This window comes from Kitasatospora sp. NPDC088742 (genome assembly GCF_055584905.1).
The window spans coordinates 212,370-237,942 of the sequence record NZ_JBVJLD010000001.1 but is presented as its reverse complement, the minus strand read 5'-3'; the positions used below and the strand labels follow the sequence as shown (position 1 = coordinate 237,942).

Genomic DNA, 25,573 nt, shown 5'->3' with positions numbered 1-25,573 from the left:
CGAACACCGGATGATCACGGCACCCGGTGGCCCGTCACATGCCTGGAGGAGAAGCGGTGCGGCGCTGGGAGTTCGTCGGTGACGGGTCCGAGAAGTTCTGGGAGGCGGCGGTAGAGGGCAGCTCGGTCGTGGTCCGGTACGGCCGGATCGGGACGGCTGGGCGGGAGCAGGTGAAGGAGCTCGCCTCCGCCGGGGCGGCCGAGGCCCACCTCGCCAAGCTGATCGCGGAGAAGACCCGCAAGGGCTACACCGAGGCCGGCTCCGCTCCCGCTCCCGCCTTCGCCGAGGTGACCGCGCCCGCCGTTCCCGGCGAGACCGCCGAGCCCATCGTTCCGGAGGCCGAGGAGGACGCGGAGCCGGCCGGGCTGCCGGACGAGACCGCCTTCGTCTTCCCCGCCGCCTGGCAGCGCGTCCTCCAGCCCCGCCGCGGTGGCCGGACACGCGCGGTGCCCCGCCCCGCACCCAAGGCGGTCCGCGAGGCGGAGGAGCGGATCGCGGACCAACTCGGCTGGGTGGAGCGGGTGTTGACCTCCCACCAGGCACCGGCGGAGCTGGTCACCGCCGCCCGCGCCTACCTGGCCGGGGCGGCCGACCCGCTCGGGGCCGCCGTGATCGCCGCGATCCTGCCGCCCGTCTGGCAGCACAACGGCCCCTCGAAGTCCCCGTTCGTCGACGCCTGGGCGGTGACCTTCGGCCTGCCGTTCGCCGCCGAGGCCGTGCTGGAGCTGTCCGGGCTCCGGGTCGAGTACCACCAGGCCGGGAACGTCCGGACCGACCCCCGCCTGCGCTACCGCTCCGTCAAGCGGGCCTCGCTCAACAGCGCCGGCGAGCTGGCCCCCCGGCTCCGCTCCCTGCTGGCGGTCGCCGACGAGGCGGTCCACCGGGAGACCGTCGAGGCGATCGACGGTCTCCGCACCGACAGCGTCCGCCGCCTGCTGGCCGCCTACCTGGCGCCGGGCACCCCGGGCTGGACCGAGGACTGCCTCGCCGACGCCCCCCACTACGGCGCCCACGGCGGCCCGCTGCTCACCCTCCTGCTGGCGACGGTGGACGACCCGGCCCAGCTGGACCAGCTCGACCCGGACCCCCAACTCCCGTACCGCGCATGGTCCACAGGCCTCTTCGCCACCCTCGCCGACGGCGTCGGCACCGCCGCCGACCGCTACCTCGACACCGCGCTGGGGAGCTACCACGGCTCGGACGAGCTGCGCGCGGTGGCCTCGGTGGCGGTACAGCTCCCGACCGACCGGGCGTTCCGCTTCCTGCTCGGCCGGCTTGCCGAGAAGCAGGCCCGGCCCGCGCTCCAGGAGGCCATGCGGCTCCACCCCGTCCGGGCCACCCGCCTGCTGGCCGAGACGGTGCTCGCCGACGGGCCGAGCGCCCCGGACGCGCGCCGGCTGCTCACCACCCACGTCCAGCTCCACCACGGCGTCCTGCCCGAGCTGCTGTCCCAACTGGACGGCGTGACAGTCGAGTTGATCACCTCTCTGGACGGCGCCGGGCCCCGCGCGGCCGAGGCCACCCCGGAGGAGCTGCCCGCCCTGCTGGTCTCCCCGCCGTGGAGCCGCCCCCGTGCCCGCCGTACCGTCCGCGTGCTCACCGGCCTCCAGGCCGACGCCGCACCGGAGTTGGAGTGGCGGGACGGTGAGCGCGAGCGCTGGGGCACGGCCGAGGAGCTGCACCCGTACCTGCCCGGGACGGACTGGAAGAAGGAGGCCTGGCAGGTCTTCGAGCACAGCGCCAACCTCTGGTACGCGCGGCGGCTGCTGATGCAGGGTCCGCTCAAGCTGCTCACCCCCTGGCTGGAGAAGTGGCGTCCGGTGGAGACCTGGGGCGGCGCCGACGAGCTGCGGCCGGTGGTCGCCCGCTACGGCCTCTCCGCCCTCCCCGCGGTCCTCTCGGCCGCCTCCGCCCAGCCCGCGAACATCGCCCCGCTGCTGCTGCCGTTCCGCGACGCCGCGGTGGCCCAGGTGATGGCGGACTGCCTGGTGCGGCTCAAGTCGGCCCAGCCGACGGCCCGTTCGTGGTTCGCCCGGCACGGGATCCGGGGCGCCCTGCTGCTGGTGCCGGAGGCCGTCGGCCCGGACGGCGCCGCCCGCAAGGCGGCCGAGCAGGCGCTGCGGCTGGTCGCCGTCGAGGCCGGTACACCGACCCTGACCGCCGCTGTGGCCGGTCGCTACGGCGTCGAGGCGGCCGGGATCGTCGCCGAGGCGCTGGCCGCCGACCCGCTGGAGAACGCGCTGCCCGCCAAGCTGCCCGCTCTCCCCGTCTGGGTGCAGCCCGCCGTCCTGCCCCAACTGCTGCTCACCTCGGGCTCCGCGCTGCCCGAGACGGCCGTGCGGCACCTGCTCACCATGCTCGCGCTCTGCCGCCCGGAGGAGCCGTACGCCGGGGTGGCGGTCGTCACCGAGGCCTGCCGGCGGGATTCGCTGGCCGCCTTCGGCTGGGCGCTGTTCGAGGAGTGGCGCCAGGCCGGGATGCCGTCCAAGGAGAGCTGGGCGCTGACGGCGCTCGGCCTGCTCGGCGACGACGGGACCGTCCGCCGGCTGACCCCGGTGCTGCGGGAGTGGCCTGGCGAGGGCGCCCACCACCGGGCCGTCGAAGGCCTGGGTGTGCTGGCCGCGATCGGCAGCGACGTGGCGCTGCTGCACCTGCACGGCATCGCCCAGCGGGTGAAGTTCAAGGCGCTCAAGTCCCGTGCGCAGGAGCGGATCGCGGAGGTGGCCGAGGGCCTGGGCCTGACGGCCGATCAGCTCTCCGACCGGCTGGTGCCCGATCTCGGCCTCGACGCCGACGGCACCACGGTGGTGGACTACGGCCCGCGCCGCTTCACGGTCGGCTTCGACGAGCAGCTGCGCCCGTACGTGCTGGACGCCGACGGCCGGCGGCGCAAGGACCTGCCCGCGCCGGGCGTCAAGGACCACCCGGAGCTGGCCCCGGCCGAACGCAAGCGCTTCGCCGCCCTCAAGAAGGACGTGCGCACCGTCGCCGCCGACCAGCTGCGCCGGCTGGAGGCGGCGATGGTGGCCCAACGGACCTGGACCGCCGCCGAGTTCGGCGACCTCTTCGTCCGGCACCCACTGGTCTGGCACCTGGCGCGCCGCCTGGTCTGGCTGGCCGACCTGGACGGCGGCGCCGTCACCACCGCGTTCCGGGTGGCCGAGGACCGCACCTTCGCCGACGCGGCGGACGAGGGGTTCACCCTGCCCGACACCGCGACCGTCCGGCTGGCGCACCCGCTGCTGCTCGACGGGCCGGCCCTGGCGGCCTGGTCGGAGCTGTTCGCCGACTACGAGCTGCTCCAGCCCTTCCCCCAACTGGGCCGCGAGGTACGTCACCTGACCCCCGAGGAGCTGGCCGCCAACCGGCTGCACCGCTTCGAGGGCTACAAAGTCCCGGTCGGCCGGCTGCTCGGTCTGACCAAGCGCGGCTGGGAGCGCGGGGCGCCCCAGGACGCGGGCGTGGAGCGGTGGTTCTCCAGGCGGCTGGGCGAGCGCTGCCACCTGGTGATCGGGCTGCACGAGGGCATCGCGGTCGGCGTCGTGGACATGTTCCCCGAGCAGACCTTCGAGACGGTCTGGCTGGACACGGTACCGCGCGACCACTGGGACCGCGGCGACCTGCGGCTGCGCTTCCGTGACCTGGACCCGATCACCGCCTCCGAGCTGCTCGTCGACCTGGAGGAGGTGACCTCACCGTGAGCACCTCCTCCCAGGAGCTCCAGCGTCCACCCGCCGAGGTGCGCCACGCCGAGGAGTTGGCGGCCCTGCGCGCCGAGGACCGCGATCCGCGCCCGCCGGGCTGGCAGCTCAGCCTGCGGGCGGCCCGGCGCTTCGTGATCGGCGACGAACGCGCCGGTGTCAGCCGCAAGTTCGTCGGCGGCACGGCCCTGGTCGAGCGCGCCCTGGTGACCCTGGCCACCGACCGCGGCCTGCTGCTGGTCGGCGAGCCCGGCACCGCCAAGTCACTGCTCTCCGAGCTGATCGCGGCGGCCGTCAGCGGCACCTCCACGCTCACCGTGCAGGGCGGCGCGGCCACCACCGAGGACCAGATCAAGTACTCCTGGAACTACGCGCTGCTGGTCTCCGAAGGCCCGTCACCCCGCTCCCTGGTGCCCGCCCCCATGCTGCGGGGGATGGCGGAGGGCCGGATCGTCCGCTTCGAGGAGATCACCCGCTGCCCGCTGGAGGTGCAGGACTGCCTGCTCTCCCTGCTCTCCGAACGGGTGCTCGCGGTACCGGAGTTGGACGGACCGGACGGCATGGTCTTCGCCCGCGCCGGGTTCAACGTGATCGCCACCGCCAACACCCGGGACCGGGGCGTCAACGAGATGAGCGCCGCGCTCAAGCGCCGCTTCACCTTCGAAACCGTCTTCCCCATCGCGGACTTCGACACCGAGCTGGCCTTGGTCGAGGCCGAGGCCGGTGCCCTGCTGCGCCGCTCCGGCGTGACGGTGGCGGCCGACCGGGACGTGCTGGAGGTCCTGGTGGCCACCTTCCGCGAGCTGCGGCAGGGCGGCGGCTCCGGCGCGCCGGCCGGGGAGCGGATCTCCGCCGTGATGAGCACGGCCGAGGCGGTCTCGGTCGCCCACGCCGTCGGCGTCCGGGGCTGGTACCTGCGGGGCGAACCGGGCGACGCCGCCGACCTGGTGACCTGCCTGGCCGGCACCGCCGCCAAGGACAGCCCGGAGGACCTGGCCCGGCTGCGACGCTTCCTGGAGCAGCAGGGATCCCGACGGCGCGGTGCGCAGTGGAAGGCCCTGTACCAGGCCCGGCACCTGCTGGCACCGTGACGGGCCCGGCCACCGGGAGCCCGCACGGCGTCGTCCTGCACGGTGTCGTCCTGCTCGGGGTGCGCCACCACTCCCCCGCCTGCGCCGGGTTGGTGGCCCGCACCATCGCGGAGCTGCGCCCCGCGCACGTCCTCATCGAGGGCCCGGCCGACTTCAACGACCGCCTGGACGAGTTGCTGCTCGGCCACCGGCTGCCGGTCGCGCTCTTCGGCCACCACCGCGACGCCCACCGCACCACCACCTCCTGGGCGCCGTTCTGCGAGCACTCGCCGGAGTGGGTCGCGCTCACCCACGGCCGGGCGGCGGGGGCGCAGGTGCGCTTCATCGACCTGCCCGCCTGGCACCCGGCCTTCACCGAACGGGCGTCCGGGATCTCGGTGCCGGCACCGGCCAACCGCTTCGCCGACGCCGAGTCACGGTACGCCGAGGCCGTAGCCCGGCTGTGCGAGCACTTCGGCACGGACTCGGTGGACACCCTCTGGGACGGCCTCTTCGAGGTGGCCGACCCGGCCGGACTGGCCGAACGACTGGACACCTACTTCGAGTTGGTGCGCGGCGACACCGTCGCGGACCCCGGCGACCAGGCCCGGGAGGAGTACATGGCCTCCTGGGTGCGCGCCGCCGCGGCCCGCGCCGAGGGGCCGGTGCTGGTGGTGACCGGCGGCTTCCACACCCCGGCCCTCCGCACCCTCTCCGCCTCGGCCTCTTCCGCCGACTGGCCACCGGTCCCCGCACCGGCGGCCGGCACGGTCGGCGGGAGCTTCCTCGTCCCGTACTCCTTCCGGCAGTTGGACGCCTTCGCCGGGTACCAGTCCGGCCTGCCCTCGCCGGGCTACTACCAACTCCTCTGGGAGCAGGGCCCGTCCGCCGCCGCCGACGGTCTGCTGGAGCAGGTGGTCCGCCGGCTGCGCAAGCGCCGGGTGCCCGCCTCCACCGCCGACCTGGTGGCCGCGCGCGGACTGGCCGACGGTCTGGCCGCCCTGCGTGGCCACCGGGTGCGCAGCCGTACCGACGTGCTGGACGGTCTGGCCGGTGCCCTGGTCAAGGAGGCGCTCGACCGGCCGCTGCCGTGGAACGGGCGCGGCACGCTCGCCCCCGGCTCCGATCCGGTGGTCGTCGAGATGGTGGCCGCCGGCGCCGGCGACCGCGTCGGCCGGCTGCACCCCGACACCCCCGCACCGCCGCTGGTGCACGAGGCCGCCGCCCAACTCGCTGTGCACGGCGTTCTCCTGGGATCCCCGGCCACCGCCGATCTCACCGAGCCGGCCGGGCTGGAGCGCAGCCGGCTGCTGCACCGGCTGCGGGTGCTGGGCATCCCCGGTCACACCCGCGTCTCGGGCCCGGCCTCCGGCGCCGACCCGGTCTTCACCGAGGAGTGGGAGCCCACCCCGCCCGGCGGGCGGGAGGCCGCGCTGGTCGAGGCCGGCGCGTACGGCGCCCGGGTGGCCGAGGCCGCGGTGGTCGCCCTCACCGAGCGCCTGCGCGACGGGGGTTCCGCCACCGCCCCGCTCGCCGCCCTGCTCTTCGACGCGGTGCTCTGCGGCGCGGACGCCCTCTCCGCCGGCCTCCTGCACACCCTCGCCGACCGGGCCGCCGCACTCCCCGAACTCACCGACGCGGGTGCGGTGTTGAGCACCGCGCTGCACCTGTGGCGGCACGACCGCGTCTACGGCGCGGCCGCCTCCCCGCTGCTCGCCCGGACCATCGGCGCCTCGGCCGACCGCGTCCTCTGGCTGGCCGAGGGCCTGCACGGCGACCGCACCCGCCCCGACCCCGCCCGCCTGCACGCCCTGACCGCCGCACGGGACGCCGTCCGGCACGCCGCGGAGCTGCTGCCCCTCCCCACCGCCGCCGTGCTGGACACCGCCCGCCGCATCGCCACCGACCCGGCCGCACCGCCCGACCTGCGGGGCGCCGCCCTCGGCCTGCTCCGCTCCCTCGACACCACCGTCCCCGAACTTCCATCCCTGGCACGCGAGTTCGCCACCTCCGGCGCGGACCGGCTGGGTGACTGGCTGACCGGGCTGTTCACCCTGGCCCGGGAGGAACTGACCGACTCCCCGGCCCCCGCCCTGCTCGACGCGCTGGACGAACTGGTCACCGCGATGACCGAGCACGACTTCCTCACCGGCCTGCCCGCCCTGCGCCAGGCCTTCGCCCACTTCCCGCCCCGCGAACGCGAACGGATCGCGGAACGCCTGCTGGAGCGGCGCGGCCGCCGCGGCTCCGCCCGTACCCTCCTGCGCACCACCGCCGACCCGCTCGACCTGGTCCGTGCCCGTGCCCTGGAGGAGAACGTGCACCAGTCGCTCCACCGCCACGGCCTCACCTCCGACCCCCGGACCGCCCGATGACCGACGAGACCCCCGCCGAACCCGAACTCCCTACCGAGCTTCAACTCCCCGCCACCGACCCGGGCCTGGAGCGCTGGCGCCTGCTGCTCGGCGCACCGGCCGAACGTACCACCGGCCCGCTCTCCCCGGCCGTCGCCGAACGGGACGCCGCCCTGGAGTGGCTCTACGGCCGGGACGAGGACCTGACGGGGCGTGGGATCCGGCGTCCGGCGCCGCTCGCCCGGCGCGAGGGTTCCGACGGCCCCTCCCTGCTCACCGCCGTGGACTGGCTGGACAGCGTGCACCGCCTCTTCCCGAAGGAGACCGTCGAGCGTCTGGAGCGCGACGCGGTGGAGCGCTACGGCATCGAGGAGATCCTCACCGATCCGGAGGTTCTGATCCGGGTCGAGCCGAGCGTCACCCTGCTGCGGGCGGTCCTGCGGACCAAGCACCTGATGAACCCCGACCTGCTGGGGACGGCCCGCCGGATCGTCGAGACCGTGGTGCGGGACCTGACGGCCCGTCTCCGCCCCGAGCTGCGCCGGGCCTTCACCGGCGCCCGCTCGCGCCGCCCCAGCCGCCTCCCGGTGGCGCGCGACTTCGACTTCCGGGCCACCCTGCGGGCCAACCTCAGGCACTACCAGCCCGAGCGGCGCCGGGTGCTGATCGAACGGCCGCGCTTCCACTCCCGCTCCCGACGGCACCTGGAGCGCTGGCAGCTGATCCTGCTGGTCGACCAGTCCGGCTCGATGGTCGGCTCGGTCATCCACTCCGCCGTCACCGCCGCCTGCCTCTGGGGCCTGCCCGGCCTGCGCACCCACCTGATCGCCTTCGACACCTCGGTGGTGGACCTGACCTCGGACGTCGCCGACCCGGTCGAACTGCTGATGCGCGTCCAACTGGGCGGCGGCACCGACATCGCCCGGGCCCTGGACCACGCCGCCCGGCTGGTGGAGAACCCACGCCGCACCGTGGTCGCCGTGGTCTCCGACTTCTACGAGGGCGGCGACCGCTACCGCCTGCTCCGCACCGTCCGCTCGCTCACCGGCCAGGGCGCCACCGTGCTCGGCCTGGCGGCCCTGGACGAGGAGGCGGAGCCGTCCTACGACCGCGTCCTCGCCGGGCAGTTGGCCGAGGCGGGCGCCCACGTCGGGGCCATGACGCCCGGACACCTGGCCGCCTTCGTCGCCGAGAAGGTCGGCCGATGACCACGCCCGCCGACCGCCCCGACCTGCTCGCCCTCACTCCGGACACACTCGCCGCGCTCACCAACCGGGGTCTCGTCAAGCGCGCCACCCGCGAACTGGAGGCCGGCGCCGGACCGGAGGTGACCGTCTCCGAGGACGGCACTGTCTCCGGCCGCCACCCGGACGGCAGCCGGAGCGAACTACCGCCCGGGCTCGGCCTGGACGCCGCCTCCTGCAGCTGCGAAGCGGTCGGCGTCTGCCGCCACCTGATCACCCTCGTCATCTCCCACCAGCGCCGTCTCCCCACCGCTTCCCCACCCGAACTCCCTTGGTCACCTGTCGAGTTCGACGACGAGCAGCTCGAAGCCGTGCTCGGCCGCCCGGCCCTCGCCGCCGCCCGCCGCACCCTGGCCCGGGGCAGCCGACGGGCCACCGTCCACCCCGCCGGCCCCGACCACCCCGCCCCCTGGGTCGAACTCCCGTCCTGCACCGTCCGCTTCCCCGTCCCGCACGGCCTCGGTTACGCGATCAGCGACGCCGCCGCCCGCCTCCACGGCGAGACCGTCGTCCTCGCCGTCTGGGCCTTCCGCGCGGCCGACGCCTCCGGCTCCACCCAGGTGACCCTCGGCGACGCGCCCTCCTCCGACCCGGACGGCCCCCTCATCACCGCACTCTCCCTGGCGGACGAGCTCCTGCTCGACGGACCGTCCCGCACCACCCCGGTCTTCACCGCCCAACTGGAGCACACCGCAGCCCAGTTGGCCGATGCCTCGCTGCACTGGCCGACCGCCGTGGTCTCCGCCCTGCACCGCCAGACCGAGGCCCACGCGGCCCGGGACGCCCGCTACTCCCCCATCGAACTCAGCCGCCTCATCACCGAGTTGCACGCCCGCGGCCGCGCCGCCGCACTCGACCCCGCCGGCGCCCTCGGCACCCGCGAGTCCGCCGACACCCCGCTCCGCCTGGCCCGCCTGGTCTCCCTCGGCTGCCGCGTCACCGGCCCCACGCCCCGGGCCCTCACCGCCGAGCTCTACCTCGCCCACCCCGACGCGGGGATCGTCCTCGTCCTGCGCAAGCACTGGCAACTCCCCGAGGGCTCGTCCGCCACCGGCCCCGAGCTCGCCACCCGCCGTCTGCTCGGCTCCTCGCTGCGCACCCTCGCCACCGCCAACCTGGTCAGCGAACAGCTCTCCCGCCACCCCAACCGCACCGTCACCATCGGCCGCGGCCGGGTCGCCGCCACCACCGTCACCCCGCTCGGCAACGCCTGGGCCACCCTGCCCGCACCCCTGCTCGTCGATGACCTGGCCCTCCACCTGCGCCGCGCGGACGACCGCCCGCCCCGGCTGATCCGACCCCGGGTCGAGGCCGAGGACGCCGCGGTCCTCACCGTCTCCGCCGTCGAGTCCGTCGGCTACGACCCGGCCCGGCAGCGGCTCGAAGCCGTCCTCCGCGACCCCCACGGCGCCGCCGCGCTGCTCCGCGCCGCCCACGACCCGGCCTGCCCGGGCCGCCTCGACTCCCTCGCCACCACCCTCACCTCCGGCCGGGTCACCCACGTCAGCGGCCTCCTCCGCCGCGACTCCGGCCGCCCCGTCCTCGACCCCCTCGCCCTCCTCACCCCCGACGGCCCCACCGTCCCCGACCTCGCCCCCGCCTCCCCCGTCCCCCTGCCACCCCTCGAACCGCACCCCGCAGACCCCCTCACCCATGCCCTCGAATCCGCCCTCACCACCCTCGCCGACCTCGCCCACACCGGCCTGCGCCACTCCCGCCCGGACCTCACCCCCACCCTCACCACCCTCCGCCGCACCGGCCTCCACCACACCGCCACCCTCCTCACCACCCTGGCCGCCACCCCCACCCCCGCCGCCTGGACCGAGGCCGCCCTCCACCTCCACCTCGCCCTCGAACTCCACCACCGCTCCACCTGATCGGGTGACAGATCGACCGCCCGGCCCCGCTCGACGCCGACTCCTGATCAGCTGAGCAGGTGTCCTGGTGGAGAATCGACCCGGAGCAGCGGAGGTGCACAGATGAGTACGGCAGCCCACACCCCTGGGGACTACAGCGTCAGCGACCCCGAGCGGGCCCTCAAGTACGCGATCCAGCACATCGCCGGCGACCGGGCAGAGATCATCGAGGGAGTGATCACGCCCTTGTCGCCTTCCTGGGCCCATGAGAACGCCGCCGACCTGGTGCGCCTCCAACTGACGCCCCGTCTCAACGAGCTGGGCCTGGCCTCCGGCTCGGGCAACCTCGACCTCCCCGGCTCCGAGAACTGGTTCATCCCGGACCTGGCCGTCGTCCCTCGGGCACTCGCCGCGAAGACCGAAGGCGCCCTCGTCCCCGACCAGACCCTCCTGGTCGTCGAGGTGACCCCGGCCTCGAACGGCGAGACCGACCGTACGGTCAAGCACCGCCGGTACGGCCAGTTCGGCGCCCCGCTCTACCTCCTGGTGGACCGTCAGCAGCGCGAGTGCACCCTCTTCTCCGCCCCCGGCCGCCTCGGCTACGCAACCACCGACGGCCCCCACCCCTTCGGCACCCCGCTCCACCTCCCCGCCCCGTTCGACCTCACCCTCGACACCACTCAGCTCTGAGGGCCCCGGCCGTCGCCGAGTCGCCTCGCGGCTCCTCGTCGGATCGCAGCCCGACAGAACCCGGCCCGACGGGTCGTCAGAGCGGGTCGAGCCGGCGCTTGAGGAGGCAGAACTCGTTGCCCTCGGGGTCGGTGAGGACGTGCCAGGTGACGTCGGGGCCCTGGCCGATGTCGACGGGGCGGGCGCCGAGGGCGAGGAGGCGGTCGAGTTCGGCGGCCTGGTCGCGGTCGGTGGGGTTGACGTCGATGTGCAGGCGCAGCTTGGCGGGGCGCGGGTCCGTGCTTGGGCTGAGGACGAGGGTGGGCTGCGGGCCCCCGAAGCCGGTGCCCGGCGGGCCGATCTCGATGCCGCCGTCGGGCTCGCGGCCGAGCTCGACGTAGCCGAGGACCGCGCTCCAGAAGACGGCGAGACCCTCCGGGTCGACGCAGTCGATGACCAACTCGCTGATACGGCACGCCATGGCGGGAAGTCTACGGGCCTGAGCCGCCGTCAGGCCGGTGCTGGCGGAGCCGTCCGAGGAAGGTCCGGCTAGGGTGCGGGGGTGAGTCTTCATCTGATCGTCGGACACGGGCCCGCCGGGGCCGCCACCGCTCGCGTGCTGGCCGGGCGGGGTCACCAGGTGCGGGTGGTCACCCGCGCGGGCCTCCCCGCCGGGGTGGCCGCGGTGCCGGGCGTGGAGCACCTTGCGCTCGACGCCACCGACCCGGCCCGGCTGGCCGAGGCCGCGGCGGGGGCCGTGGCGATCCACAGCTGCGCCGCTCCGCCGCTGCACCGCTGGGTGTCCGACTGGCCGCCGCTGGCCGCCTCGCTGTTCTCCGCCGCCGAGGCGAGCAGCGCCGTGCTGGTGCTGCTCGGCAACCTCTACGGCTACGGCCCCGCCGCCCCAGCCACCACCACCGACCCGCTCACCGAGGAACTGCCGCTCACCGCCACCGGGCCCAAGGGCCGGACCAGGGCGGCGATCTGGGGGCAGGCCCTCGCCCTGCACCGGGCCGGCCGGATCCGGGCCGTGGAGGTCCGCGCCTCGGACTTCTTCGGCCCCGGCGTCACCGACGGCGGCCACCTCGCCGCCCGGGCCGTGCCGCGCCTGCTGTCCGGCAAGAGCGTCTCCGTGCTCGGCGACCCGGAGGCCCCGCACAGCTGGACCTACCTCCCCGACGTGGCCCGCGCCCTCGCCGAGGCCGCCTCCGAGGAGCGCGCCTGGGGCCGGGCCTGGCACGTGCCGACCCTGCCGCCCCGCTCGGCCCGGCAGATGGTGGAGGGCCTGGCCACCGCCGCCGGTACGGCCCCGCCCGCCGTACGGCCGCTCCCACCCTCGGTGCTCGCCCTCGCCGGACTGTTCTCCCCGCTGCTGCGCGAACTCAAGGAGACCCGCTACCAGTTCGACCGCCCGTTCGTGATGGACTCCTCCGCCTACGAAGCCGCCTTCACCCTGCGGGCGACCCCCCTCGACGAACAGTGCGAAGCCACCGTCACCTGGTGGCGCAACCACCTCGCCCGCCCCACCACCTGAGAGGACCGCGACCGTGGCCGTCGAAATCGTCTACGAGACGCACTCCACCACCACGGACAACGAGGCGGGCATCGCCACGGGTTGGCTCCCTGGCCGCCTCTCCGAGCTCGGCCGCCGCCAGGCCGCCGAGCTCGGAGAGCGCCGCCGCGACGGCGGCTTCGCGGCCGTCCTCACCTCCGACCTGCGGCGTGCCGTGGAGACGGCCGGCATCGCCTTCCCAGCCCTGGAGCCCGTCCGGGACGCCCGACTGCGGGAGTGCAACTACGGTGAGCTGAACGGCACTTCGGCCGCCGGCATCGCCGCCCGCCGCCCCCGCCATCTCGACGAACCATTCCCGGGCGGCGGCCAGAGCTACCGTCAGGTGGTCACGGCCACCGCCGAGCTCCTCACCGAGCTGGCCGCCCGGTACGACGGCCACCGCGTCCTGCTGATCGCGCACTCCGCCAACCGCCTGGCCCTCGACCACCTGCTCACCGGAGCACCGCTCGCGGAACTGCTGGCCGCCACCCCGGCCTGGCAGCCGGGGTGGTACTACGCTCTCCATACCAACTGGCGTCCCTGACCTGGCAGTTCTCGATCCGCCCCGCGCAACCTGCCTGCATACGGGTGAATATCTCCGTTCATCCGCTCGACGACTGCCTATGATCCAACTCCATGACGGAGAGTCAGATCATCCCAGCTGTGCGTAATTCAGCTGACGTTCTCATCCTCGGAGCGGGCCCGGCCGGGCTGGTGCTCGGCAACGTGCTGCAAGCCGCCGGGGTGGACTGCGTCATCCTGGAGCGCGCCACCCCCGAGCAGCTCGAATCCCGCTCCCGGGCCGGGTTCCTGGCCGCCCACACGGTGCGGGTGCTGGAGCGGCACGGCCTCGCCGAAGGCCTGCGCCGGCACGGACGGGAGCACGCGCTCTGCGAGTTCCGCACCGAGGACGGCGCCTTCCGCCTCGACTACTCCGCCCTCGGGCGGGGCGAGCGCCACACCGTCTACCCGCAGCACGAGCTGGTGGCCGACCTGCTGGCGCGGTACCGGCTCGCCGGTGGGCAGGTACGTTTCGGCACCGAGGCGCTGGCCGTCCTGGACGCCGACTCCGACCGCCCCCGGGTCACCGCGGCCACGCGGGAGGACGGCGCCGCCACCGGCTCCGGCGCCACGGCCACCTGGCGGGCCCGCTACGTGGCCGGGTGCGACGGGCGGCACGGCGCGGCACGACGCTCGCTGCCGCCCGGCAGCGTCCGGCGCCACCGGCACGACCACGGAATCTCCTGGCTGGGCCTGCTCGCCGAGGCGCCGCCCAGCCTGGACGCGGTGGGCTACGCGGTGCACGGACGCGGCTTCGCCGGGCACATGGCACGCACCCCCGCCCTGACCCGCTACTACCTCCAGTGCGAGCGCGGGAGTTCGGCCGACACACTGCCGGACGGGCTCGTCTGGGAGGAGCTGGAGCGCCGGATGCGCGCCGAGGAGCACGGCCCGCTGCACCGGGGCCCGATCGTCCACCGCTCCGTCATCGACCTGGAGTCCGATGTCCTGGAGCCGCTTCGGCACGGCTCGCTCTTCCTGGCCGGGGACGCCGCGAGCCTGCTCAGCCCGTCCGCCGCGAAGGGCGCCAACCTGGCCGTGCTGGAGGCCGAGTTGCTCGCCGAGGGGCTGATCGCGCTGCTCCACCGGGGCGACCCCTCCGGGCTGGACGGGTACTCCCGACGCAGCCTCGAACACATCTGGCGGGCCCAGGAGTTCTCCCACTGGATGGTGCAACTCCTGCACGGCGCAACGCAGTCCGGCTTCTCCTCCGCGTTGCGGCGCTCGCGCCTCGCCTCGCTGCGCGGCTCCCGCAGCCTCCAGGACTGGTTCGCCGAGCACTACGTCGGCGTCTGAACCCCGCCCCGAACCATCCCCCGCAAGCCGGCCCGGCCGGACCGGGCCCCGCCTGCTCCGGCCGGGCCCGGCTCTGTCATGCCCAAGTTCCGTCGTACCCACCAGAGATGAGGAAGACCCACCATGACGACAACCACCCAGACCCCCCTGCGCACGGACGCCGCCCGCTTAGCGGAAGCCGTCTCCTTCGTCCGGCAGCAGCACACCGCCACCCTGCTGCCGCTGCTCCTCCCCGGCCTCGACGGCCCCGAGCTGCGCGCCCTCGCGGAGCACTGCCGTTTCTCGCACGCCGCGCTGCTGGTCTTCCCGCCGTCCGCCGAGGCCCACCGCAGCCTGCTGGCGGGCTGCGGGCTCGATCCCGGGGTGACGGCCCGGCCGAGCGTGGTGGTCCGGGACCGGCTGGCCGCCCGGCACGGTCGGGAACCGGCCGAGCTGGACGTGCGGATCCTGCGCCCGACCGTGGCCGGGACGGGCCGCACCGTCGAGGTCTTCGCGCTGACCGTGCCGCCCGGCTCGGAGCTCGGCCCGCTGGCCAGGCAGGAGCGTGCCGAGGAGCACGAGGCACACCTCGCGCTGGAGGTGGACCACCCCGATCCGCTGGTGCTGCGCGGGCTCTGCGCGCTGCTGGCCCGGCACGGCGCCGGCCCGGACGGCGGGGGCTACAACCCCCACGAGGACGGCACCGTCCTCTACTTCACCGCCCCCGCCGACTCCAAGGCGGGCTACCGGCGGCTGGAGCTCTACGTCCCGGGCGAGCACCCGGACGTGCTGGCGGCGCACCTGGGCCACCGTCAGGCCGACTCCCCGGCGGAAACGCTCCTGCGCCTGTTCACCGGGGCCTGGACCACCCAGGCGCTGGCCGTCTCGGCGCAGCTCCGGCTGCCCGAGGCCCTGGACACCGCCACGGCCACCGGCCTCCCGGCGCTGGCCCGGGCGGTCGGCGCCCATCCGGACGCGCTGGCCTCGCTGCTGCGCTACCTCGCGATGCTGGAGGTGGTGGAGACCGACGGGTACGGCTACCGGCTCACCGCGGTGGGCGCCCTGCTGCGCGGCGACGCGCCGTCCTCGATGCGGCCGCTGGCCCTGATGTACGGCGGGCCGTTCTACCGTTCCTTCGCGGAGCTCGGCCACACCGTGCGGACCGGGGAGGTCGCCTTCGACCACCTGCACGGGGAGAACCACTTCGAGCACTTCGCCCGCGATCCGGAGCTGGCCGAGCTCTTCGACCGTTCCATGGCGGCGAGTTCGCGGATGTTCGAACCGCTCACCGCCCACCCGGCGGTGACGGCGGCCGCCGCCCGCGGGACCTCCGGCGCCCCGGGCACGGTGGTGGACGTCGCGGGTGGCAACGGGGAGCTGCTCGGCCGGCTGCTCACCGCCCACCCCCGGCTGCGCGGTGTCCTGCTGGAACGCCCGCACGCGGTGGAGGCCGCCCGGCGGTCCCTGGCGGCGGCCGGGTGCGGCGAGCGCTGCACGTACCTGGCGGGCGACTTCGCGGACGTGCCGCCCGGCGGTGACGTCTACCTGCTGTCGCGCATCCTGCACGACTGGGACGACGAGCGCTGCCGGGGCATCCTGCGGCACTGCGCGGCGGCCATGCCCGCCCACGCGGACCTGCTGATCGTCGAACGGGTGCTCCCCGCCGACGGTTCGCCCTCGCTGGCCACCGCCTGGGACCTGCACATGCGGTGCAACGTCGGCGGCCGGGAACGCCAGGCCGAGCACTACGCCCGGCTGCTGTCCGACGCGGGCCTGGTCCTGGTCGGCAGCTCCCCGCTCCCGCTCGACGCCACCGTCCTGCACGCCCGCCGGGCCGGCGCCCCCGTCCCGACCCAGGCTGCCGGTCCCGAGCGGCCGTAGCGGCGGGCAGTGCCCCGACCGGCAGTCACCTTCCGTGGTCCTCGTGGCAGGTGACCACCCGTCGGGCACCGGGCCCGCCGCACCACCGCTGTCGCCACCGGCGCGGCACGGTGGTGCGGCGGGCCCGGGCCGCCTACCTTCCTCCTGTACGGCCAGCCCCACCCCCACCCCCCGGCCCGAACGGAGCACCGATGAGCGGCACCGACCCCGTCCACGCCGAGCTGGACCGCCGGGCGGCGGAGATCGGCACCCAGGTGGTGACCTGGCGTCAGCACCTGCACCAGCACCCGGAGTTGTCCAACCGCGAGGTCCGCACCGCCGCCTACGTGGCGGACCACCTGCGGTCGCTCGGCCTGGACGAGGTCCGCACCGGCATCGCCGGCCACGGCGTGGTCGGGGTGCTGCGCGGCGGCCTCCCGGGCAACCGGGTCGTGGCGCTGCGCGCCGATACCGACGCGCTGCCGGTGCCCGACCTGTGCGGGGTGGACTTCGCCTCCACCGTCACCGACCAGGACTACCCCGGCGGGCCGTTCCCCGTCTCGCACGCCTGCGGGCACGACTGCCACACCGCGATGCTGATGGGCGCGGCGACGGTGCTGGCCGGGGTGCGCGAGCAGCTGCCCGGCACGGTGCTCTTCGTCTTCCAGCCCGCCGAGGAGGGCCCGCCGGTCACCGAACGCGGGGGCGCCCGTGAGATGGTGGAGCAGGGCGCGTTCGCCGACCCGGTGCCGACCATGGCCTTCGGCATGCACGTCATCCCCTACCCCAAGGGCTTCGTGGGCTACCGGGCGGGCAACCAGTACGGCGCCTCCTGCCTGGTCAGGATCGTGATCACGGGCCGTCAGGTGCACGGCTCCACCCCCTGGCAGGGCATCGACCCGATGCCGGCCGCCGGGGCCGTGCTCACCGGCATCGGCCAGCTCTACCGCCAGCTCAACGCCTTCGACCCGGTGACCGTGACCATCGGCCACGTCGAGGACGTCGGCCGGTTCAACATCATCGGACAGACCGTCACCCTCTGGGGCACCATCCGCTGCATCGTCGAGAGAGACATGGCGGAGGTCCAGCGGCGCCTGTCCACCCTGGCCGAGCACTCGGCCCTGGCCTTCGGCTGCACCGCCACCACCGACTTCCTCCAGGACGTCCCGCCCGTGCACAACCAGCCCGCCTGGGTCGAGGCCGCCCTGCCGACCCTGCGCCGGGTGGCCGGCGAGGACCGCGTGGTCGAGACCGAGCCCACCCTCGGCTACGACGACGTCTCCGAGTTCATCAACCGCTTCGGCGGCCTCTACGTCATGCTCGGCGTCCAGGACGCGCGGCTCGACGAGGCCGGCCGCCCCGTCCCCCTCCCGGACGGCCGGGGCCTGGTGCCCAACCACAACCCGCACTTCTACGCCGACGACGCCACCCTTCCCTCGGGCGTCCGCCTGCACGCCCACGTCGCCTACGACCACCTCACCGGCCGGCTGCTACCGGGCTGACACCGGCCGCCGGGTGGCCCTGCTCCGTCCCCGTGAGCCGGAGCAGGACCACCTGGCGGTGCGTCAGCAGTTGCGCAGCGACCAGAGGGGCGACCACTCCACCGTGATCTGACGGCTCGAGGAGCCCGGCCCCGCCGTCGAGCTGTACAGGACGGAGCCGGTGCCGTTGCTGCCCGTGTAGAACTTCGAGACGGTCCGGTCCGTCTGGTTGTTGGTGACGTAACCCGTGCCCTCCCAGTTCGAGAGGTTGTACGCGTTGCACGGGTCGAACTTGAAGTACGCCCACCGCTGGCGGACCGGGTCGTTGACCGCAGTGCACAGGCTGCCGCTCGGACACGGGACGTTGAACATGTCCCGGTCGTAGCTGTAGTAGGTCACCGGGGCCCACGGCGACACCGACGGCGATGCCGCCGTGATCCCGACGGGCGCGGCCTGGGCCGTGCCGGCCCCCGTGACCAGGGCGGGCAGCAGGGCCGCCGCACCGAGCAGACCGACGACGGAACGCTTGACGTTCATGGTGTTCCCCCTCTTGGTTCGGTTGAGGGCCCCAGCCTGGCCCGCGGACCGCCGCCGCAGAACCTCGGAACACCTAGGGTCCGCCTACCTGGTCACCGAGCGCAGGACCTGATCCACTGGTGGGAGGCCGGTGGCCGGTCACCGTCCGGGAGGTTGCGGCGCCCACCGTTCGGAAGGCAGCCGAGCGGCCCCTCCCACTGCGCGGCGGCGAAGTACTCGACGTCGACCAGGGTGGCGCCCTCGGAGCGGTTCTGCCCGTTGTTGAAGACCGAGCGCGGCGGACGCTGCGCGGCCCAGGCGCATCCGTTCTCGCCGGCGGACCAGTCCTTCTCCCCGTCCACCCAGGCGCAGTAGTCGCCCTCCCCGTCCGGCTCGGTGAAGAAGCAGACCGCGCCGCGCTCGCAGCGGTCGTAGCCGGTGGCCGGCAGCAGGGCCACCAGGCCGGCCGACAGGGTGGCGGCGGCGAGCAGCGCGGTCAGCACGCGGCCGCCGCGTCTGCGCAGGAACGGTCCTGGGTTCCACGGGGCGCGGCGGCCGGCGGCGGCCGCCTCGACCCGGCGGAGCAGCGAGGCGGCGGTGTGCGGGGCCCGGTCCTCGTGCCGGCGGGCCAGGCAGTCGGAGAGCAACGACCGCCACTGGTCGGTGAGTTCGGGCGAGAGCCGGAGCTCCTCCGCGCCCCGCGCGTACCGCAGCGCGGCGTCCCGGCGGGCGACCGGGGTGCCGCCGGGCAGCGGGAAGGTACCGGTGAGCACCAGGTGGGCGAGTACGCCGAAGGCCCAGATGTCAGCGCTCGGCCGGACCTTGTGGCCGCGTTCGCCGACCTCGCACCAGAGCAGGTCGGGCGCGGTGTAGTCGGCGGTGCCGAACGCGGGCAGGTAGGCGTGGGTGCCCTCCAGTTCGGCGGCCACGTTGAAGTCGGCGAGGCGGGCGGTGCCGTCGGCCATCAGCAGCACGTTGCCGGGCTTGAGGTCGCCGTGCACCCAGCCGGCCCGGTGCAGCTGGTCCAGGCCCGCGCAGACGTCGGTCAGCAGGGCGGGGCCGCCGCGCGGGGTCGGGTCGGCGGCCAGCAGCGTGTCCAGCGAGCCCTCCGCCTCCTCCAGCACGAGCACGCTGGCCCCGTCCAGCTCCGGCCGCCCGGGGTCGTCCACGGTCCGCACCTCGTAGAGCCGGATGAGCCGGGGCGCCCGCACCTTGCGGAGCAACTCGACCTCGCGCTGGACGAGTTCGCGCAGGTGGGAGAGTTGGCGCGGTGTGCGGGTCGCGGTCGGCAGCACCTTCAGGGCGGCCCGGCTGGGAACCCCGGCGGCCGGGACGGCCCGGCGGGCGGCGTAGACGGTGCCGAACGCGCCGTGGCCGAGCGTCCGGCCGACCGTCCACGGGCCGATCCGGTAACCGGGCGGCACGGACACCGGACCTGACGGGTCGTCATCACGCGCGGTCATCCGGCCCCGCCCGCCCCTGGGTCCGCCCCATCGGCGCCACCGAGGTCCACTCCCCCGTCCAGCAGGCGGAGGTCCTCCTCCCGCACCAAGTCGAAGCGGAGCGCCAGCGAGACCAGCGAGTCCTTCTTGCCGGCCAGCCGGGGGCCCGGGTCGGCGCTCTCCGGGCCCGGCTTGATCCGCAGCTTCACCGCGAGGTAGTCGATGTTCCACTGCACGGACGCGCGGTTGGCGGTCGGCCAGAGCGGCCGGAGTCGCTCGACCACCTGGTCGACGGTGGGCAGGGCGGCGTGCGGCGAGCTGCGCAGCCGGGCCTCGCAGAGGGCCGCGAGCACCGAGAAGTAGCGCTTGGAGCGGTCGAGCGGGAAGGCCAGCAGGGTGGCTTCGCCCCTGAGGAAGGCCGGCATGTCGCGGTCGGCGTAGTCGTGCCGGGGCGCCCAGACGTCCAGGGTGACCAGCTCGGTCCCGGCCGGCAGGACCAGGCGGGAGAACTCGAAGGGCACCGGTGCGCCGAGCCGTCCCGGGGCGACCTTGAGGTGCTCGCCGGCGCCCTCCGGGTTCTCCACCACGTAGGTGGCGGAGCGGCTGAGGTTGCTGAGCAGCCAGTGGCTCCCGTCCGCGGTGATCTCCCCGGCCGCCCGGGAGACGCCACCGTGCGGGATGACCAGGTCGCCCGGCCCTCCGTCACGTCCGAACCGCACGGCCTCGCCCGGGGCGAGCCGCAGCTGTTCGCCGGGCTCCATCCCGGGCCCGGGAACCACGATGATGCTGTACACGCGCCGGTACCCCTCCCCACTTGTGCTGGAGGAAGGGTAGCGAGCGGAACACATCGTTCAGGTAACGATCACCACCGGGGCGCCCGGCCGGTCAGCACTCCGTCCGGTGTCTCAGCACTCTCCGCGCCACACGAATCCCTCCACCACCCTGCCGCCGTCCGGCAGCGCGCCCCGGCCCTCCACCCAGCCGCGGTGCAGGCAGAGACCGCCGCCGCCCTGGAAGGAGACCTGCACGTGGTCGTAACCGGGCTGCACCGAACCGTTGTTGAAGTACGAACGGCGGAAGCCGCAGCCGCTCACCGGCTGGTCGGAGTCGGAGCGGCAGACCGGACCGGTGCCGTCCGGGCCCTCGTAGAAGCAGACGTAGCCGCTCGGGCAATCCTGCCAAGCGGGCGGGCCGCCCGCGCAGTTGTGGCTGGCCACCCCCGTCCAGCTCGCGTTCGGGCCCGAGTACCGCACGCCGTCCAGCAGGGACGGCACCCGGTGGCGCTCGTCGGTGAAGTCGCCCTTGGCGAGGTAGCGCTGCTCGTAGTGCAGGTGCGCCCAGTTGGAGGCCCCCGAGGTACCGATCCGGCCGATGGCGGCCCCTGCGACCACCCGGTCGCCCTTCTTCACGTACGCGTCCGGGGCGTCCTTGAGGTGGTAGTAGGCGGTGAACCAGCCGCCGCCGTGGCTGATCTGGATCGTGTTGCCGGAGCCGTTGTCCCGGTAGGTCGCGGAGACCGTGCCCGCCGCCGAGGCCAGCACCGGAAGGCCGTCCGAGCCGGTGTTCCCGTCCACCACCATGTCCAGCGCGGGGTCGTGGCCCCAGGTGTTCAGCTGCCACACCGATCCGCAGGGGAACGGGAGTTGGAACGCCGGACGCTCCGCACCCCGCTCCGCCGACGCCACCCCCGATGCCACCCCCGGCACCGTCACCAACGCCGCCGCCAAGGCCAGCAGCACCACCCACACCCTGCGCACGCCCCACCCTCCTCCGGCGGCCCGCGCCGCCCCGTCGCATCGTCCCCGCCCCGGCGCCACCCGGACACCTCGGAACTCCGAGGGTCCGGTTAGGGTTCGCGGAGAGTTCGCGGAAACGATCAAGGAGAGGGCGGGCCCGGGGTGAGTGGCTGGACGAGGGCGTTGGACGCGGCCGGGATCACCGACCCCGGACTGCGGGAGGACTACACCCGGCAGCGGCGGCAGGTGACGCGGTACCGGCGCGAGGCGGCGCTGGCCGCTCAACTGCTGCTCCCCGCAAAGCTGGTGCCGCACGTGATCGCCGCCACCGCCTACATGCACCGCACCGACACCCTGCTCGACAGCGGCCCTCCGGAGGGACGGCGGGCCGCGTACGCGCGGTGGGAGCACGAGGTCGAGCGGGCCCTCGCCACCGGTACGACCGAACACCCCGAGCTGCGGCCGTTCCTGCACACCGTCGAGGCCCACCCCGCGCTGCGCACCCTGGTGCCGGAGCACCTGGCCGGCGCCCTCGCCGACCTCGACTTCCCCGGCTTCGCCACCGAGGCGGACTACCAGGACTACCTGGACGCCTACGCGCTGCCCGCCTTCCTGGTCGTCGCCACCCTGCTCGGCCCGGACGGGGACCAGCGCGACTACCGCGCCGCCTGCCGCACCTACCTGGACGCCGCCCAGCGGATCGACTTCGTCGCCGACCTCGCCGAGGACCTGGCCGACGGCCGCCTGACGCTCCCCCAGGAGGCCCTGGAGCGCCACGGCGTCACCCGCTCCGACCTCGAACGGGCCGCCGACCGTCCGGCCGTCCGGGCGCTGATCACCGCTCAGCTCGACCACGCCGACCGCACCCTCGCCGAGGGCCGCGCCGTGATCGACCTCGCCCCGCCCGCCCACCGTCCGATGGTCCGCTGCATGGTCGGCCTGGACGCGCTCACCTCCCGCGCCGCCCGGGCCGACCTCCCGGCCCTGCTCCGGCACCCGGCCGGGCCGCCCAAGGGCGCCGCGCTCCGCCTGCTGGCACGCGAGTACCTCCGGGCCCGGCGCGTCCGTCGAGCGAACCCCTGACGACCCCTCAGGGCTCAGGGCTCAGGACCGCCGGGCTCCGGACTGCCAGGCCCAGGACCGCCGGGCCCGGGACCGCCGGGCTCAGGACTGCCGGGCTCAGGACCGCCGGGCTCAGGACTGCCGGACGGCCTCGGTCAGGCGTTCGGCGGCGTCCACCACGGCCTGGGCGAGCCGGGCCCCCGGGTGACGGCTCAGCCGCTCGATCGGGCCGGACACCGTGACGGCCGCCACCACGCGGTTGGACGGTCCGCGGACCGGCGCGGAGACCGAGGCGACCCCGAGCTCACGCTCACCGACGGCCTGCGCCCAGCCGCGCCGCCGCACCCCGCTGAGCGCGGTGGCGGTGAAACTGGCGCCCTGGAGGCCCCGGTGCAGCCGCTCCGGCTCCTCCCAGGCGAGCAGGATCTGGGCCGCGGCCCCGACCCGCATCGGCAGGGTGACCCCGACCGGGACGGTGTCCCGCAGGCCCGAGAGCCGCTCCGCCGCGGCCACGCAGATCCGCATCTCGCCCTGGCGGCGGTAGAGCTGGGCGCTCTCCCCGGTGATGTCGCGCAGGTGCGCCAGCACCGGACCGGCCGCCGCCAGCAGGCGGTCCTCACCGGCCGCCGCCGACAGTTCGCCGATCCGGGCGCCGAGGGTGAAACGTCCCTCGACGTCGCGGGCGACCAGCCGGTGCTGCTCCAGCGCGACCGCCAGCCGGTGGGCGGTCGGCCGGGCCAGGCCGGTGGCCGCGACCAGCCCGGCCAGGGTGGTCGGGCCGGCCTCCAGGGTGCCGAGGATCGAGGTGACCTTGTCGAGGACGCCGACGCCGCTGATGGTTTCCATGGGTGTACTCCGTCTCAGATCCCACGGGCGATGGGTGGATCCGCCCGCAGGGGCTCCGCTCGGGGAGCCGGGGGTGGTCAGCGAGGGAAGGCCGCGCGAAAAGTGGGCCGAATGCCTGCGCCGGACACAGAACGGGTACGCGAAAGGGCCGGGGCGGGTAGCGCCCGGGCGAAGGACAGCACAGAGAGCACCGTGTCTCCTCATCTTCCCCGCGCCACAGTGGCGACAGGCCGGAGTTGGCACTGCTCCCGCTCGGCACGGCGCGTACTTCGGACGCCGGGTCGAACGGGGAGTTGCCGGGGCTTCGTAGGGCCGGTCCCTCCACCCCTCTGGATGATTCGCGAGGAACCATATCAAGTCCCGGCGCCGCCGTGACCAACCTCCCCCCACCTCGTCCGGAACCGCCCCACCCGGGCCGAAACCGGCCCGTCGGATGATCCACATTGGTAGCGTCGCCGCGTGACAGACCAACGAGCAGGGCATTCGACAGGGCAACAGCAGGACTCCACCGGTGGACTGACGCGCCGTCAGACGCTCGCCGCGGCCCTCGGTACGGCCGGTGCGGCCTGGCTGCTGCGCGGCACCGTCGGGCCGGACAGCGCCCGGGCGGTCGGCACGGCCCCCAGCGGCCTCCCCGCCGGGCTGGTCCCGTACCAGCGGGTGTTCGAGAACTGGGCCGGAGAGGTCCGCACCGACCCGCTCTGGGTCTGCGATCCGGCCACCCCCCAGCAGGTCGCCGAGCTCGCCGACTGGGCCCGCGTCAACGGCTGGCGGCTGCGCCCGCAGGGCCACCGCCACGGCTGGTCCCCGCTCACCGTCGCCGCGGGCACCCCGTCCTCGGCCCGCGTCCTGCTCCTCGACACCACCCGCCACCTCACCGCGATCACCCTCACCGGCGCCCAGGTGGCCGGCGCCCCGACCGTCCGGGTGCAGACCGGCGCCGCGATGGAGGACCTGCTGGCCCGCCTCGCCGAGCAGGGCCTCGGCGTCACCGCCTGCCCCGCCCCCGGCGACCTCACCGTCGGCGGCGTGCTCGCCGTCGGCGGCCACGGCACCGCCGTCCCGGCCGCCGGCGAGACCGCGCCCGCCGGGCACGGCTACGGCTCGCTCTCCAACCAGGTCGTCTCGCTCACCGCCGTCGTCTGGGACGAGCCCTCCGGCCGCTACCTGCTGCGCGAGTTCGACCGCACCGAGGCCGAGGCCGGCGCGCTGCTGGTCCAGCTCGGCCGGGCCTTCCTCACCGAGGCGGTGCTCCGGGTCGGGCCCGACCTCCCGCTGCGCTGCGTCAGCCGGGTCGACGTCCCGGCCCGCGAACTCTTCGCCGCCCCGGGGACGGCCGGCGCCCGCACCTTCGCCTCCTTCGTCGACCGGGACGGCCGGGCCGAGGCGATCTGGTACGCCTTCACCTCGTACCCCTGGCTCAAGACCTGGCGCCTCACCCCCGGCCGGCCGTTCGCCGCCCGCGGCGTCACCGAGCCGTACAACTACCCCTTCTCCGACAACATCCCGAAGCCGGTCGCCGACCTGGCCGGCCAACTGATCTCCGGCACACCGGAACTGGCCCCGGTCTTCGGCCAGCTCCAGTTCCTCATCACCAAGATCGGCCTCACCGGCGACCTCACCGACGTCCTGCTCTCCGGCGGCCTGCTGCGCTCCCTGCTCACCGGCGAACTCCTCACCCACCTGCTCGCCGACGGCCTGCGCTCCGACCTCTGGGGCCCCTCCCGGGCCCTGCTCCAGTACGTCCGCCCGACCACGCTGCGGGTCACCGCCAACGGCTACGCCGTCCACCTGCGGCGGGCCGACCTCCAGTGGGCCGTCAACGCCTTCACCACCACCTACGAACGCCTCCTGACGGAGTACCAGCAGCGCGGCGAGTACCCCGTCAACGGCGCCGTCGAGATCCGCGTCACCGGCCTCGACGACCCCGCCGCCACCGGCATCCCCGGTGCCCGCCCCGCCCTGCTCTCCGCCCTGCGCCCCGACCCCGCCCACCCCGACCGCGACACCGCCCTCTGGCTCGACATCCTCAGCCTCCCCGGCACCCCCGGCCTCCACCGCTTCTGCCGCGACCTCGAACAGGCCCTCCTCACCCTCTTCGACGGCACCCGCGCCACCCTCCGCGTCGAGTGGTCCAAGGGCTGGGCCTACACCGAAACCGCCGCCTGGTCCGACCCCACCCTCCTCACCACCACCATCCCCGCCTCCCTCCCCGACTGGCACGAGGCCGTCGCAACCCTCGACCGCCTCGACCCCCACCACGTCTTCGGCAACCCCTTCCTGGACACCCTGCTGCGGGTCCCCTGAGCATCCTCCGTTCCTGACGCTCCGATTCCCCTATCGGAGCG

At 74.8% G+C, this 25,573-nt stretch carries 19 protein-coding genes and 1 riboswitch; of the genes, 13 read left to right on the top strand and 6 right to left on the bottom strand.

Going from position 1 to position 25,573, the window contains the following annotated elements:
- Positions 1-56: 56 nt before the first annotated feature.
- The 6 genes from ACZ6ZR_RS00980 (at position 57) to ACZ6ZR_RS00955 (ending at position 10,915) form a co-directional block, all read left to right on the top strand.
- Positions 57-3,701 (top strand): WGR and DUF4132 domain-containing protein, encoded by a 3,645-nt coding sequence (locus ACZ6ZR_RS00980; RefSeq protein ID WP_465638016.1) that lies wholly within the window; start codon positions 57-59, stop codon positions 3,699-3,701.
- Positions 3,698-4,792, top strand: a complete 1,095-nt coding sequence (locus ACZ6ZR_RS00975; protein WP_465638014.1) for an ATP-binding protein — start codon at positions 3,698-3,700, stop codon at positions 4,790-4,792. Before ACZ6ZR_RS00980 ends, ACZ6ZR_RS00975 begins: the two co-directional genes overlap by 4 nt.
- Positions 4,789-7,146: a DUF5682 family protein gene (locus tag ACZ6ZR_RS00970; RefSeq protein WP_465638012.1), complete on the top strand. Its 2,358-nt coding sequence runs from the start codon at positions 4,789-4,791 to the stop codon at positions 7,144-7,146. Before ACZ6ZR_RS00975 ends, ACZ6ZR_RS00970 begins: the two co-directional genes overlap by 4 nt.
- Positions 7,143-8,333, top strand: coding sequence for a VWA domain-containing protein (locus ACZ6ZR_RS00965; protein WP_465638011.1), 1,191 nt, complete (start codon positions 7,143-7,145; stop codon positions 8,331-8,333). The genes ACZ6ZR_RS00970 and ACZ6ZR_RS00965 overlap by 4 nt, the downstream gene beginning before the upstream one ends.
- A complete protein-coding gene (locus ACZ6ZR_RS00960) occupies positions 8,330-10,246 on the top strand; it encodes a hypothetical protein (RefSeq protein WP_465638009.1) in 1,917 nt (638 codons plus the stop codon). The genes ACZ6ZR_RS00965 and ACZ6ZR_RS00960 overlap by 4 nt, the downstream gene beginning before the upstream one ends.
- Positions 10,247-10,348: 102 nt before the next feature.
- Positions 10,349-10,915, top strand: coding sequence for a Uma2 family endonuclease (locus ACZ6ZR_RS00955; protein WP_465638007.1), 567 nt, complete (start codon positions 10,349-10,351; stop codon positions 10,913-10,915).
- A 76-nt stretch (positions 10,916-10,991) separates the two neighbouring features.
- Here ACZ6ZR_RS00955 and ACZ6ZR_RS00950 read toward each other — a convergent pair whose 3' ends face one another.
- Complete coding sequence (locus ACZ6ZR_RS00950; protein ID WP_465638005.1) at positions 10,992-11,375, bottom strand: VOC family protein; 384 nt, start codon at positions 11,373-11,375, stop codon at positions 10,992-10,994.
- Between the two features lie 81 nt (positions 11,376-11,456).
- Between ACZ6ZR_RS00950 and ACZ6ZR_RS00945 the strand changes: the two genes are divergently transcribed.
- The 5 genes from ACZ6ZR_RS00945 (at position 11,457) to ACZ6ZR_RS00925 (ending at position 17,644) form a co-directional block, all read left to right on the top strand.
- Entirely contained in the window at positions 11,457-12,428 is a 972-nt protein-coding gene (locus ACZ6ZR_RS00945) for an NAD-dependent epimerase/dehydratase family protein (RefSeq protein ID WP_465638003.1), read from the top strand.
- A 13-nt stretch (positions 12,429-12,441) separates the two neighbouring features.
- Positions 12,442-12,990, top strand: coding sequence for a histidine phosphatase family protein (locus ACZ6ZR_RS00940; protein WP_465638001.1), 549 nt, complete (start codon positions 12,442-12,444; stop codon positions 12,988-12,990).
- A gap of 92 nt (positions 12,991-13,082) precedes the next feature.
- Entirely contained in the window at positions 13,083-14,303 is a 1,221-nt protein-coding gene (locus ACZ6ZR_RS00935) for a 4-hydroxybenzoate 3-monooxygenase (protein ID WP_465637999.1), read from the top strand.
- 123 nt (positions 14,304-14,426) lie between these two features.
- The gene (locus ACZ6ZR_RS00930) at positions 14,427-16,163 is read left to right on the top strand and encodes a methyltransferase (RefSeq protein ID WP_465637997.1); all 1,737 of its coding nucleotides are present in this window, start codon (positions 14,427-14,429) and stop codon (positions 16,161-16,163) included.
- 191 nt (positions 16,164-16,354) lie between these two features.
- Positions 16,355-17,644, top strand: coding sequence for a M20 metallopeptidase family protein (locus tag ACZ6ZR_RS00925; protein WP_465637995.1), 1,290 nt, complete (start codon positions 16,355-16,357; stop codon positions 17,642-17,644).
- Positions 17,645-17,707: 63 nt separating this feature from the next.
- Here ACZ6ZR_RS00925 and ACZ6ZR_RS00920 read toward each other — a convergent pair whose 3' ends face one another.
- The 4 genes from ACZ6ZR_RS00920 to ACZ6ZR_RS00905 all read right to left on the bottom strand — a co-directional run bounded on the left by ACZ6ZR_RS00920 (position 17,708) and on the right by ACZ6ZR_RS00905 (position 21,338).
- A complete protein-coding gene (locus ACZ6ZR_RS00920; protein ID WP_465637993.1) occupies positions 17,708-18,160 on the bottom strand; it encodes a hypothetical protein in 453 nt (150 codons plus the stop codon).
- Between the two features lie 92 nt (positions 18,161-18,252).
- Positions 18,253-19,602 carry a serine/threonine-protein kinase gene (locus tag ACZ6ZR_RS00915; RefSeq protein ID WP_465637991.1) on the bottom strand — a complete coding sequence of 450 codons (1,350 nt, stop codon included), beginning with the start codon at positions 19,600-19,602 and terminating at the stop codon, positions 18,253-18,255.
- The gene (locus tag ACZ6ZR_RS00910; RefSeq protein WP_465637989.1) at positions 19,599-20,375 is read right to left on the bottom strand and encodes an FHA domain-containing protein; all 777 of its coding nucleotides are present in this window, start codon (positions 20,373-20,375) and stop codon (positions 19,599-19,601) included. Before ACZ6ZR_RS00910 ends, ACZ6ZR_RS00915 begins: the two co-directional genes overlap by 4 nt.
- Positions 20,376-20,486: 111 nt before the next feature.
- The gene (locus ACZ6ZR_RS00905) at positions 20,487-21,338 is read right to left on the bottom strand and encodes a peptidoglycan DD-metalloendopeptidase family protein (RefSeq protein ID WP_465637987.1); all 852 of its coding nucleotides are present in this window, start codon (positions 21,336-21,338) and stop codon (positions 20,487-20,489) included.
- A 141-nt stretch (positions 21,339-21,479) separates the two neighbouring features.
- Here ACZ6ZR_RS00905 and ACZ6ZR_RS00900 point away from each other — a divergent pair, with 141 nt between their 5' ends.
- A complete protein-coding gene (locus tag ACZ6ZR_RS00900; protein WP_465637985.1) occupies positions 21,480-22,400 on the top strand; it encodes a phytoene/squalene synthase family protein in 921 nt (306 codons plus the stop codon).
- 111 nt (positions 22,401-22,511) lie between these two features.
- Here ACZ6ZR_RS00900 and ACZ6ZR_RS00895 read toward each other — a convergent pair whose 3' ends face one another.
- Positions 22,512-23,225, bottom strand: a complete 714-nt coding sequence (locus tag ACZ6ZR_RS00895; protein ID WP_465637983.1) for an IclR family transcriptional regulator — start codon at positions 23,223-23,225, stop codon at positions 22,512-22,514.
- Positions 23,226-23,422: 197 nt separating this feature from the next.
- A riboswitch (SAM riboswitch) is annotated at positions 23,423-23,565 on the bottom strand.
- 119 nt (positions 23,566-23,684) lie between these two features.
- Here ACZ6ZR_RS00895 and ACZ6ZR_RS00890 point away from each other — a divergent pair.
- Positions 23,685-25,532: a cholesterol oxidase substrate-binding domain-containing protein gene (locus tag ACZ6ZR_RS00890; protein WP_465637981.1), complete on the top strand. Its 1,848-nt coding sequence runs from the start codon at positions 23,685-23,687 to the stop codon at positions 25,530-25,532.
- The last annotated feature ends 41 nt before the right edge of the window (positions 25,533-25,573 follow it).